Consider the following 12,266-nt stretch of genomic DNA (forward strand, 5'->3'; position numbering starts at 1 on the left):
GCATGCCCGATCCCGGCGCTCCCGACCTCGATGTTCCGGGTGCCGACGCCTCGGGTGCCGACGTTTTGGGTGACGGCGTCCTTGGTGACGGCATCGCGGTCGACGGCATCGCCCGTCGCCTTCCCCGCGCGCCCGTCTCCGCCACTCGTACGGGTGGCGAGGTGGTGTTCATGTTCCCCGGCGGCGGGGCGGGGTATCCCGGGATGGGCCGCGAGCTCTACCGCGGCGAACCGGTCTTCCGCGCGGCCGTGGACGAGTGCCTGGGCCTGCTGCCCGACCGCTCCGCCGCCGAGCGGCTGCACGCCCTGTGGACGGACGCGGCACCGGCCCTCCCGGACGAGCCCGACGAACCCCACGAGCCTGGCGAACCCCGCGAACCTCGCGAGTACGGCGGGCCCGATGAGACCGTCGCGCTCCCGGACGGGGAGGCCGGGAAGGCCGGTCCGTCGTCGGCGCCGCCCGCCGTGTTCGTCATGGAGATCGCGCTCGCCCGGCTCCTCATCGCGCGGGGGGTGAGCCCTTCCCTGCTGATGGGACACAGCTTCGGTGAGTACGCCGCGGCCTGCGTCGCGGGTGTCATGTCGCCGCGCGACGCTCTCGCCGTCGTGGCCAGGTGCGGAGAGCTCCTGTCCACCCTGCGCGACGGGGCGATGCTGGCGGTTCCGGCCTCCGAGCGGGAGGTCGAGCCCTTCCTCGGGGAGGGAGTGTGCCTGTCGGCGGTCGACGGCCCGGCGTCCTGCGTGCTCGCGGGTCCCGCCGCTCACGTCGCCGAGGTCAGGGAACTCCTGGACCGGCGCGGGATCGCCTGCCGTCTCCTGCCGCTCGGCACCGCCGCGCACTCGGCCCTGGTCGATCCCGTGATCGACGAGTTCCGCGAGTTCCTCGGCGGCATCCCGCTGCGCCGTCCCTCGGTGCGCCTGGTGTCCGGCGTGACGGGGACCTGCGACGCAGACTTCGCCGACCCCGAGTACTGGGTCACCCATCTCCGGGCGACGGTCCGCTTCGACGCCGGACTCGGCCACGTCCTGGACGGCGGTCCGAAGGTCCTCGTCGAGGTGGGGCCGGGCACGACGCTGACCACACTGGCGAGGGCACGGGCGGGTACGGAATCCGTCGTCGTCAACGTGACCCGCCATCCGGCGGAGAAGCGGACCGACAGGGCGGTCCTGCTCGACGCGCTGGTCCGGCTGTGGGAGGCGGGCGTCGAGGTCGACCCGCCCTCCCGGCGGCCGGAGCGGCGGCTCGGGCCGCCCGCGGTGCCCCGCCCCTTCGTGCCCGCCGCCGTTCCCCCGCCGGACCGGCCGGCCGTCGCTCACCTGCCTGAGCAGGCCACTGCCGCTCACCCGCCGGACCGGCCGCGCGTCATGGACCCCGTACCGGATCCCCTCACGAATCCCGTCGCGGACCATGTCACGAATCCCGCCGGCACCGTGCGGGAACGTTACTCCGGCGGTCTGTACGGGATCACCTGGAAACGGGCCGTGGAGGTGCCTCCGGCGGACCTCGGCCCCACCGTGCGGGAGCACCGCTGGATCCTGCTCTCCGACTCGTCGCCCCTCGCCGAGGCGATCACCGCGAGGCTGGAGGGGTACGGGGCCACGACCGTCGTCGTCACCCCGGGGCGCGCGTTCCACCACGCGGGCCGGGACCGGATCACGATCGACCCCCGGTGCGGGGAGGACTACGAGCAGCTCCTGAAGACGGTGGAGGGCGACGCGGACGAGCCGTCGCGGATCGTCTGCCTCTGGGGAGCGTCGTTGCCCGCACAGGTCTGCCCGCCGCTGGGGCACGTCGTCGGCCTGGCCCGTACCCTGATCGGCCGGCCGGAGACCGACCTCTGCCTTGTCACCCGGGGGGCCCTGGAGATCACCGGAGGTGAGCGGCTCGACCCTCGGGCGGCTCTCACGGCCGGAGCCGCCGGGCCGCTTCGCCACGAGCTGACCGGCACGCGCGTCCGGCTCGTGGACCTGGACCCCGGCGACACCGGAGACCACGGGATCCGGGCTACGGAACTCCTGGCCGAGCTCTGCCGCCCGCCGTACGAGGACCCGGTGGGCCTGAGGGCGGGGCATCGCTGGTTGCGCGGGTTCGAGCCGCTGGACGTGGTGCCCGGCACGTACGGGAGTCCCTCGGTGCGCCGGGGCGGGACCTACGTGATCACCGGGGGGACGAGCGGGATCGGGCTGCGGCTGGCCGGGCACCTCGCGGCCACCCACTCGGCGCGGCTCGTCCTGGTCGGGTGCGAGGGGCGGGGGAGGTTCTCGCCGTACGGAGGTCACCCCGAAGGCTCGGACGGCTCCGGAGAGGTGCCGGGCGGTGCGGGAGAGGGCGGCGCCTTCGAGAGGTTCGAGAAGTCCGGGAGTTTTGGGGGTTTCCGAGGGGAGGGCGACGGCTCCGGCGGTCGGGAGGGCGCGGCGCTGAGGGCGCTTCTCGCGGAGCGGGGGGACGACGTGCTGGTACGCGGTGCCGATGTCGCCGACGCCCGGCGCCTCAGGGAGGTCCTCGAAGAGGCGCGGTCGTGGTTCGGCGAGATCCACGGGGTGATCCACGCCGCGGGCGTGCCGGGGGAGGGCCTGGCGGAGTTCCTCACCGAGGACGGCATGGCCACCGCACTGCGGGCCACGACCGAGGGGGCCGCCACCCTGGTATCGGTCCTGCGGGAGGTGGGCGCGCTTCCCGATTTCGTGGTGCTGCTCTCCCCGCCGGAGTCGTTCTCCGGGGCTTCCGGGCTCACCTGTCACGGGGCCGCCAACGCCTTCCTCGACACGTTCGCCCTTGTCGCGCGGCGCGACGGCGGAGGCGTACCGGTGCTGTCGATCGACTGGGAACGACGAAACGGCGTGGGAACGGCCCGCGACACGGAACGCCACCACCGCGAGCCCGCCGGGGAGAGCCCGACCGGAGGGCTGAGCCCCGAGGAGGGGGTCGGGCTCTTCGAGAGGTGCCTGGCGGCCCTTCCGCTGGGTCAGGTCGTCGTCTCCTCCCGTCCGCCGGGGGGCACGGATCCCGACCGGCGGGTCTCGGTGCCGGGCGCCCGGTCACGCCTCCCTCGCCCGCGTCACCTCGCCGCGACCCCGGCACCGGGCGGGGGGGCTCACGCGTACGGAGACGCGCCCCCCTGGGCCGAGGGCGGGGGAGAACCGGAGGCGGTCGGCCCGCACGCGGTCCCCGGAAGGAACGACCTCCCATGACCGAGACGATCCCGGCCGACTCCCGCGTGTGGCTGCGCAGGCAGCGCCCGCTCGCCGAGCCTCGCGTGCGTCTCGTCTGCTTCCCCCACGCCGGGGGTACCCCGATGTCCTACCGAGGCTGGCAGGACCGGCTGCCCGCAGACGTCGAGTTCTCCGCCGTGTGTTACCCCGGCAGGCAGAACCGCGTCAACGAGCGGCCCATCGACCGGATGGAACCCCTCGCCGACCACGTCTGCCGGATACTGGTCACCCTGGCGGACCGGCCGCTCGCCCTCTTCGGGCACGGCATGGGCGCCGTGGTCGCGTACGAGGTCGCGGTCAGGCTCGCCGGACAGCACCGGATCTCCCCGGCGGCGCTGCTGGTGTCGGCGTACGCGGCGCCGCACCTGTGCGCGGACGACGCGAGGAGGATCCCCATCGGTGACCGCCAGCTCGCCGAGCAGGCCGCCGCCGCGAATCCGATGCTCCTGCGCTTCCCGGAGCTGATGGACCTGGCGATGATCGCGCTGCGGGCCGACCACGATCTCCTGCACGCCTACCGGCCCGCGTCCACCCCGCCGGTCACCGCTCCGATCGTCGGTTACCGGGGGACGGACGACCCGCGTGTGAGCCACGGGGAGATGCGTGCCTGGAGCCACGTCGCGGGCTCCGGGTTCGAGCTGCGGACCTTCCCCGGGGACCACTTCTATCCGGTGGACGCGGAGGAGGCACTCGTCGCCGACATCACTGAGCGCCTCGCCGGCGTGGAGGACACCGACGGGGCGCTCCGCGAGGATTCGCCCGCCGCTTCTTCCCGGCACGCGTGAGGTCGTCCCCGGACGGGACGCGCGGCCCGGCGGCGGCCTTGCCGGGTTGAGGTCCGCGCTGGTCGCAAGGGTCATACAGGTTGTGCCGGTTGCGTGATCCGTGCGACCTGCGTGATCTGTGTGATCCGTGCGACCTGCATGATTTGTACGATCCGCGCTTGGGATCCGTGTGACCCGCGAGCGCGGGCGTGGGTGTCCGATGCGGCCGGTACGAATCCGCGCTCGCCGGTCGCCCCAAAGTGCGCAGTCCTGGAAATTGTCGGTGCCCGTTGTCAGAGTCGACAGGGTCAGCGGCAACGTTCCAACCTCGTCCCCCGGAGGTGCGCGATGGCACGGCGACGGACACCCGCCAGGGCGGTGCGACGGCGGGCGTCCGGCGGGCGAAGGCCGCGCCGCCGTAAGGATGACGGCGACTGGTTCCTGTGGGTGGTCGCGGCCGTGGTCCTCCTCCTGGTCGTGATGTGGCTCGTCGACGTCGTCGTGGCCAACTGGCAGCTGGTGATCGGCGGCACGATCGTGCTGATCGCGGGTCTGGCCGGGGCGCTCCTGCTCCGCCATCGGGTGATCGAGGCCCGGGAGCGGGAGTGGCTGCGGGACAACGCGCGCCTCGAACGCGTCGACCGCATGACCGGCGACCGGTTCGAGGCCCTCGTCGAGGCCCTGTTGCGGCGCGAGGGCTTCCGCGGGGTGCGCAGGATCGGCGGCAGCGGTGACGGCGGTGTCGACGTCGTCGCGACCGCGCCCGGCGGCGACGACTTCGTCATCCAGTGCAAGCGCTGGGGCTCCACGGTCGGCTCACCCCAGATCCGTGACCTTCTCGGCGCGCTCCACGCCTATCCCGGCCACCGTGGCGTGCTCGTCACCTCGGCGACCTTCACCGCTCCGGCCAGGGAGTACGCGGCGGGCACCGGCCTGACGCTGATCGACCGCGCGATGCTCGCCGCCTGGTTCACCGGGTCCTTCACCCTCGCTCCGCGGGCACGCCACGGGGCCGGTCGGCGGTTCCCGCCGGGACGCCGTCTCGCGACCCCCTACCCGGACGGCGAGCTGGGCCTGGAGGGAGCGCTCGGCGACGAGCCGGCCTGACGACCGTGCCGTCAGTGCCGTCCGCCGGGCGTACGACAAGGCGCGGTGGTGCACGGCGGGGCGGCGCACGGCGGGGCGGAGGGGGTGTGCCGGAAGGCGGTGGCGGCGGCCGGGGAGTCTCCCGAGCGAGTCGGCATCTCGCCTGAGCGAGCCGGTGTCTCTCTTGCGCGAGCCGACATCTCTCCCACCCGAGCTGGCGTCTCTCCTGCGAGAGCCGGTGTCGGTTTTGGGAGGGTGCGGCCGGGGGCGGCTCACGATCCCGTGGTGTCGAGGGCCTTTTCGAAGGCGGCGTAGGCCTCAGGGGTGAACAGGACGAACCGCAGGTCCGTCACCTGTGTCGGGGTGGTCCGCACGGTGTCGATGGCGGTACGGGCGGCGTCGTCCATTGGCCAGCCGTAGACTCCCGCCGACACGGCGGGAAAGGCGACGCTGGTGGCGCCGAGTTCGTCGGCGACGCGGAGGGATTCGCGATAGCAGGAGGCCAGGAGGTGCGTGCGGTCCTCGGTGGGGGAGTGGACGGGACCGACGGTGTGGATGACCCAGCGGGCCGGGAGGTCTCCCGCGGTGGTGGCCACGGCCTGGCCGGTGGGGAGTCCCTTGCCGTAGTGGGAGGCGCGCAGTTCCCGGCACGCGGCGAGGATGGCGGGGCCGCCGCGCCGGTGGATGGCCCCGTCGACCCCGCCGCCGCCCAGAAGTGAGGAGTTGGCGGCGTTGACGACGGCGTCGGCGTCCTGCGTGGTGATGTCCCCCCGGACCAGCGTGATCCTCATGAGCGATGGCCTCCCTCGGTGGTTCGTCTTCTCGTATCGGGTCCTTCCCCGGTTTCCGGCCCTCTGACGTGTTTCCCGTCCGTTTCGCCCCCGGACGTGCCGGGGTTCTCGCTCCTCGCCGTCTCAGGACGCCGCCGCCACCGCTTCACGCGACGGGCCGTCTCAGGCAGGGGGCAGGGTGGGGGCCACGACGGGCTCCCGGCGGGAGCCCGTCGTGGCCGGTGCTCACGTTCCGGCCGGGAGCGGGCCTTCCGCCCGGCGCGCGGTGAGCAGCAACCGTCCGGCGCCGATCCGGAAGGGAGAGCCGTCAGGCCCGCCGAACCGTTCGATGCCGGTGAACCCGCCGTCCGTGAGGATCTGGCCCAGGTGGGCGCTGGTGTAGACATGGTGGATCGCGGTGACCTTGAGTTCCTCCGCGCCCCGGGTGAAGTGGTATCCACTGATCAGGCGACTGCGAGCGACGTCGTACCCCGTCGTCGCCGTGACGGTGATGTCGCCCGTCCGCATCTGGCGCGGTTCGCCCTGGTAGCCGGGCAGGACGGACTCGGCCGTCGCGTTGAAGTCGACCACCAGCCCTCCGCCCGGCCGGATCGCGTCCGCCAGCGCGGCGACGAACTCGCGGGTTCCCTCGAGTTCGAGGTAGCCGAAGCTGTTGCCCATGCAGACGGCGGCGTCGAACGAGCCGTCACGCGGGACGTCCCGCATGTCGGCGATGCCGAGTTTGACGTCGAGCCCGGCATCGGCGGCGGCCCGCCGGGCGTACCCAATGGCCTCGACCGAGATGTCCACGCCGGTCAGGCGGTGGCCACGTGCGGCGAGGGCCAGGGTGTGCCTGCCGCTGCCGCAGGGCGCGTCGAGGATACGGGCGCCGGGGCGCAGCCCGAGGTGACGTTCTATGAAGTCGACGTCCGCCTCGGTGGATTCCGGCGTCGCCGCGCGGCGCCAGAACTCGTTGGGAAGTTCGGTGAAGAAGTTCGCGTACCAGGTGGATGAGGTGTCGTGTGACATGGGGAAGGCTCCAATGATGTCGTGCGTCAACATGATCGCGATATCACCGGGGCACCACGGGAGAAGGTCAATCGCCACTCGATCGCCACTCGGGCGTCTCAGGCGTCGTCGACCTCGATCGTCACCGCGCCGGAACGGCCGGTGCGATGCGGTGGCCCGGTGTCAGATCCCGGGCAGCCATGGCTTCCTCCACATTCGTCGCCGGACCACGCCCGGCGGGACTCCATCGACGCTAACAGAGCGGGCCGTCGCGCGCCGCAGGGTTTTTCGCCACGGCCGGTTCACCCGTCCCGGCCTGTCGCGGCCGGTCTACTCGCCCCGGCCTGTCAGGCCGGTCAGCCCGTCCCCCCGCGACCCTCGACGGGGGCACCGGGGACACCGGGGACGTCTGGGGTGCCGGGGGTGTCACGCACGTTGTGCGCCATCGTCGCGAGCACCCGTTCGAAGGCGGCGACGTCCTCCTCGTCCAGGTCCGCGCGCAGCCGCCGGTCGAAGGCCGTCGCCGCCTCCCGCAGCCGGTGGAACAGGGCCTCTCCCTCCTGGGTGAACTCCACCATGTGGGCGCGCCGGTTGGCCGGATCGCGGCGGCGGGTGAGCAGGCCGGTGTTCTCCATCGCGTTGAGGTGATGGGTCAGCGTGGCCCCCTGGATGCCGACCGCCTCGGCCAGCTCGCGCTGGTTGCCCAGCCGGTGGGTCTTGAGGGAGATGAGGATCAGCCACACCGGCAACGACCCGCCCGCGGCGGCCAGCGTCTCGTCGAAGGCGCGGCCGACGGACTTGGCGGTACGGCTCAGGTGCAGGCCGATCGGCGGCCTGAAGGGTGGCGGCATTGGCCCACGGTAGCATCGCGCTCTAACCATTTGACGTCTAATCATTAGACATCTATCGTTCTGATGAGACGGACCGCCGGAGCGTGGCCGTTCTCCAGCCCGTCAGAGCTCGCCCTTCAAAGGGGGTACGCGATGGCCTTTTCCACGGGGAGCACACCATGACCGTTCAGGGGGAGCACACCATGACCGTTCAGGGGGAGCACACCATGACCACCACGACGTACCCGCCCGCAGACCGCCCGCTCGACGGCAGGGTCGCGCTGGTCGCCGGGGCCAGCCGGGGCATCGGCGCCGTCACCGCGCGGGCCTTCGCCCGTGCCGGTGCCGCCGTCGTGCTGGGCGCCCGCGACGAGCGGGCGGTGGAATCCGTCGCCGAGTCCATCCGCGCCGAGGGCGGCCGGGCGCTGGCGGTGCCCGCCGACGTCGGTGACGCCGCGTCGTCCGAGCGGCTCGTCGGGCACGCGCTGGACACGTTCGGCCGCCTGGACGCCGCCTTCAACAACGCCACCGACGGCCCGCTGCCCGCGCCGCTGGCCGACATCGACCCCGACGACTTCGACCGGGGGATCCGCACCAACGTCCGTGGCACCTTCCTCGGGATGAAGTACCAGGTCCGGGCGATGTTCGGCTCGGGCGGCGGCGCGATCGTCAACATGGCGTCCATCGCCGGGTTGCGGGGCACCGCCGGCCTCGCCGCCTACGTGGCCGGCAAGGCGGGGATCATCGGCCTCACCCAGGTCGCCGCGCTCGACTACGCCGACCAGGGGATCCGGGTCAACGTCGTGGCCCCGGGGCCGATCCTCACCCACCACCTCAGGGCCGCGGGCGAGGAGGCCCAGCGCATGGCCGGTCTCTCCACCCCCATGCGCCGCGTCGGCCGCGCCGAGGAGGTCGCCGACGCCGTCGTGTGGCTCTGCTCCGACCAGGCGTCCTTCGTCACCGGGGTGGTCCTGCCCATCGACGGCGGCCAGTACGCCGGAAACAAGCCCCCGCGGATGTACCGCCAGGGCCAGGGCATGCAACCGCAGTCCGTGCAACCGCAGTCCGTGCGGCCGTAGTCCGCGCAGGGCCGGTTCGTGCGGTCCCGGTCCGTGCGGCCTCAGGACCCTTGACCCGGCGCGCGGGCCGAGGTCATGAGTGCTGGGAATCACGCCTTCGGCAGGGGGCCGAGGGCGAGAGGGCCGGGGTCACGGCTCCAGCAGTTCGACCGTGCCGCGCTCGCCGTCGACCCTGATCCGGTCTCCGTCGCGCAGGCGCATGGTCGCGTTGCCGGTGCCGACCACGGCCGGGATGCCGAGCTCGCGGGCGACGATCGAGGCGTGTGACAGGGGCGCGCCCATGTCGGTCACCACGGCGGCGGCGCGGGGGAACATCGGGGTCCAGCCGATGTTGGTCAGCGTCGTCACGAGGATCTCGCCGGGGGCGAGCCTGTCGCCGTCCTCGGGGCCGGCGATGACGCGGACCACGCCCTCGACGACGCCCGGCGCTCCGGGGAAGCCGGTCACGGTGTCGCTCACCGGGGCTCCGCCGCCCCTGGCGTCGAAGATGTCCCCGCGCCGGCCGGGGTCGGCGGCCCAGCGTTCCGGGTCGAAGCGGCCGACGATCAGCGTGGGGTAGGCGGGCAGGGCCGCGTACCGCTCGTACGTCGCCCGCCGGACCGCCACCGGCTCCGTCGGGGTGTCGTCGCCGCGCAGGACGGCGAGGATCTCCTGGATCGACAGGAAGAACAGGTCGTCACCGTGGCCGGTGAGCTCCCCGGCCCGCAGGACGAAGGCGCGCAGCGCCCAGAAGGCGCGGATCACCTCCGAGCGGGCGTTCTCCCGGTCGCGGACGATGGCGTTCCACCGGGCCACCCGCAGTCGCGTATCCGCCAGCTTGCGGGGGTAACGCTCTTCGAAGCGCCTCCAGGCCGCCTCACGCGCCTCCCGCTGGTGGTCGAGCAGCGTACCGGCGTGCCCGCTGCTCCCGGGAACGGCCGCGAGCCGCGCGTCGATCCATCGCGGGTCCTCACCGGGCCTGGGGATGGAGACCTCGAACTCGTGCGCGCCCCGGTGCCCGTAGAGGCGGGCGAACGTCTCCCTGTCGATCTCCTTCGCGGCGAGTCTCTCCAGGCCGACGATCGTCCCGAGGCTGGCGAGCTCCCCGTCGGCGTTGGCGCCGGTGAGCATGGCCTCGGCGTCCCGCTCGCCCACCGCCTCGCGCAGCCTGGCGCGGGTCATGACCAGGGTGTTGCCGCCCTGCCGCCCGGCGGCCTCCAGGGTCCGGCAGGCCTCGACGAAGTACGGCAGCAGCTCGGCCTCCCACAGCCCGGCCAGCTCGCCCGCGGTCGCGGTCGCGGCGATCCGCTCGCGCAGCTCCTCGCATCGCTGCCGCGCCGTCGCGAGGAAACCGGGCATCCTCTCGGCGTTGGCCGCGATCCGCCCGCGCAGGGTGAAGGCGAGCGGCAGCACGCTCCTGATGATCTGCCAGCGCGAGGCGGGCAGCAGCGGCACGTCCAGGCCGCGCGGCAGCCTGCCGAAGACCTGCTCGACCGCGCCGAGCCGCTTCCGCATGCCCAGGGCGCGCGCCACCGAGAACACGACGCTCAGGTTCATGTAGAAGCGGCCGCCGATGTTGCCGACCATGTGGAAGCCCGGCAGCGCCGACGTCGACATCGCCTCCCCGATGAAGATCTGGACGAGTGACCACGTGCACGGCGTCATCACGTCGGGGATGGCCTCGCCGAGGTTGGCGCTGGTCCACAGGTAGTCGCCGGCCAGGCTGTCGTTCCACTCCTCGACCCGCCGCCTGAGCCGGGTGATCGGGCGGGCCTGCACGACGAGGAACGTCCCCTCGCGCCTGACCCACTCCACGTCCATGGGTGTCCCGTACAGTTCCTCGATCTCCGCCGCGAGCCGCGCGAGCCGGGTGACCTGGGCCGGGTCGAGTACGGGCCGGTGGCGCAGGTCCTCGGGCACGGGTTCCTCGCGCGTGCCGCCGGGGACGCGGACCGTCATGACGGTCTTGTCGCCGACGCGCTCCTCGACGATCTCGCCGCTCTCCTCGCCGTCGGTCCTGACGACGACGGTGTCGGGTGTCACCTGCCCGCCGACGACGGCCTCGCCCAGGCCCCAGGAGGCGTTGATCACGATCTGGTCGAGCGCGCCGGTGACCGGGTTCGCGGTGAACAGGACGCCCGCGGCGTCGGCGTCCACCAGTTCCTGGACCACCACGGCGAGCGCCACGTCGTCCTGCGGCACGCCGTTCGCGGCCCGGTAGGCGATGGCGCGCGCGGTCCACAGTGAGGCCCAGCAACGCCGGACCGCGTCCAGCAGGCCGTCGCCCCGGATGTTGAGGTAGGTGTCCTGCTGCCCGGCGAACGACATGCCGGGGAGGTCCTCCGCGGTGGCCGACGAGCGCACGGCGACCGGCACGTCCTCGCCGAGCCTCGCGTGGGCCGCGCGGATCTCGGCGGCCGTCTCCGCCGGTATCTCCCGCGCGGAGAACAGCTCCGCGATCCGCCGCGACGACTGCTCGGGGGACGTGCCGGAGACGGCTTCCATGATCTGGTCGTTCAGGCCGTCGCGCGAGACGAAGTCTCGGTAGGCGTCCGTGGTGACGTGGAAGCCGCCGGGAACCGGCAGGCCCGCGCGGGCCAGCCGGGCCAGCGAGGCTCCCTTGCCGCCCGCCAGCGCGAGGTCGGCCGCTTCGTCGTCAAGGGGGAGGGTCTTCACCGCACGTTCTCCTTGGGCTCCTCGGACTCCTCGGGTTCCCCGGTCTCCCCGGGCTTCTCGTTCTCCTCGAAGCCGAGGGAGACGCGCAGTTTCCGTTGCGCGGCCTCCACGATGGCGTCGACGTACTCCAGGGTGGCCCGCGTCACCGCCCGGGTGACGTCGGGGGGGAGCGGGCCCGCGACCTCCGTCGCGCTGCCGCCGGCGTCGGCGATCAGCTCCGCCAGCCGCTCGTCGGGCGGCCGGTAGCCGGCCGGCATCCTCGGCGAGACGAGCAGGAACCCGTACAGGACGGAGACGAGCATGGTCACGTGCTCGGCGGGCGACAGGTCGCTCCGCAGCGCGCCGTGGCTCCGTAGCGTGCCGAGGTAGGTCTGGAAGTCGCCGCCCAGTTCGGCGCCGGCCGCGCCGTCCCGCTTCTGGCGCGTGAGCCTGCCCAGCACCTCCGAGTCGCCCAGGACGCTCGCCCGCATCAGGGGCCTGCCGAGAACCTCCGAGGCGAGCGACCTGAGCAGGTCGCGGAGGGTGGCCGGGCCGTCCCCGAGCCGCCGCCGCACCTCGGTGACCATCTCGACCCGCTCGCGGCGCACCAGCGCGGCGAACAACTCCTCGCGCGTCTTCCAGTGCAGGTAGATCGTGCCCTTGGCGACCCCGGTCCGCCGGGCGATGTCCTCGACGGTGGTCTTGTCGTATCCCCAGCGCAGGACGAGGTCGGCGGTGGTGTCCAGGATTCGGTGCGCCCGCGCGAGCCGGTGCGAGGCGTCCCGCGGGGGTCGCCCCGCCTTCCTGGTCTCCGGCCTCACAGCACCGTCATTTCCCGTAAATTTGACCAAATATCCTTATCTGGTCATTTAATTAGTACCAC

General features: G+C 73.0%; 9 protein-coding genes. 4 read left to right on the forward strand and 5 right to left on the reverse strand.

Annotated features, from left to right (window positions below):
* The first annotated feature begins 2 nt into the window (after positions 1-2).
* The 3 genes from ACSC1Q_RS34120 to ACSC1Q_RS34130 all read left to right on the forward strand — a co-directional run bounded on the left by ACSC1Q_RS34120 (position 3) and on the right by ACSC1Q_RS34130 (position 5,083).
* A complete protein-coding gene (locus tag ACSC1Q_RS34120; RefSeq protein WP_436762830.1) occupies positions 3-3,191 on the forward strand; it encodes an acyltransferase domain-containing protein in 3,189 nt (1,062 codons plus the stop codon).
* The gene (locus ACSC1Q_RS34125; RefSeq protein ID WP_436762831.1) at positions 3,188-3,997 is read left to right on the forward strand and encodes a thioesterase II family protein; all 810 of its coding nucleotides are present in this window, start codon (positions 3,188-3,190) and stop codon (positions 3,995-3,997) included. The genes ACSC1Q_RS34120 and ACSC1Q_RS34125 overlap by 4 nt, the downstream gene beginning before the upstream one ends.
* Before the next feature lie 327 nt (positions 3,998-4,324).
* Complete coding sequence (locus ACSC1Q_RS34130) at positions 4,325-5,083, forward strand: restriction endonuclease (protein ID WP_436762832.1); 759 nt, start codon at positions 4,325-4,327, stop codon at positions 5,081-5,083.
* Between the two features lie 251 nt (positions 5,084-5,334).
* On the opposite strand, the gene ACSC1Q_RS34135 is transcribed toward ACSC1Q_RS34130, so the two are convergent.
* The 3 genes from ACSC1Q_RS34135 to ACSC1Q_RS34145 form a co-directional block, all read right to left on the reverse strand.
* Positions 5,335-5,853, reverse strand: coding sequence for an O-acetyl-ADP-ribose deacetylase (locus ACSC1Q_RS34135; protein WP_436762833.1), 519 nt, complete (start codon positions 5,851-5,853; stop codon positions 5,335-5,337).
* A 225-nt stretch (positions 5,854-6,078) separates the two neighbouring features.
* The gene (locus ACSC1Q_RS34140; protein WP_436762834.1) at positions 6,079-6,861 is read right to left on the reverse strand and encodes an SAM-dependent methyltransferase; all 783 of its coding nucleotides are present in this window, start codon (positions 6,859-6,861) and stop codon (positions 6,079-6,081) included.
* A 335-nt stretch (positions 6,862-7,196) separates the two neighbouring features.
* Complete coding sequence (locus ACSC1Q_RS34145; protein ID WP_436762835.1) at positions 7,197-7,691, reverse strand: MarR family winged helix-turn-helix transcriptional regulator; 495 nt, start codon at positions 7,689-7,691, stop codon at positions 7,197-7,199.
* A 158-nt stretch (positions 7,692-7,849) separates the two neighbouring features.
* On the opposite strand from ACSC1Q_RS34145, the gene ACSC1Q_RS34150 reads away from it, so the two are divergent.
* Positions 7,850-8,749, forward strand: a complete 900-nt coding sequence (locus ACSC1Q_RS34150; protein WP_436762836.1) for an SDR family NAD(P)-dependent oxidoreductase — start codon at positions 7,850-7,852, stop codon at positions 8,747-8,749.
* A gap of 129 nt (positions 8,750-8,878) precedes the next feature.
* Here ACSC1Q_RS34150 and ACSC1Q_RS34155 read toward each other — a convergent pair whose 3' ends face one another.
* Together ACSC1Q_RS34155 and ACSC1Q_RS34160 are read right to left on the reverse strand one after the other, a co-directional pair.
* Positions 8,879-11,404: a PEP/pyruvate-binding domain-containing protein gene (locus ACSC1Q_RS34155; protein WP_436762837.1), complete on the reverse strand. Its 2,526-nt coding sequence runs from the start codon at positions 11,402-11,404 to the stop codon at positions 8,879-8,881.
* Positions 11,401-12,204 carry a TetR/AcrR family transcriptional regulator gene (locus ACSC1Q_RS34160; protein ID WP_436762838.1) on the reverse strand — a complete coding sequence of 268 codons (804 nt, stop codon included), beginning with the start codon at positions 12,202-12,204 and terminating at the stop codon, positions 11,401-11,403. Before ACSC1Q_RS34160 ends, ACSC1Q_RS34155 begins: the two co-directional genes overlap by 4 nt.
* Positions 12,205-12,266: the final 62 nt, after the last annotated feature.

Origin of the sequence: Streptosporangium heterodermiicola (genome assembly GCF_051390675.1) — a bacterium.
Lineage (GTDB): Bacteria > Actinomycetota > Actinomycetes > Streptosporangiales > Streptosporangiaceae > Streptosporangium.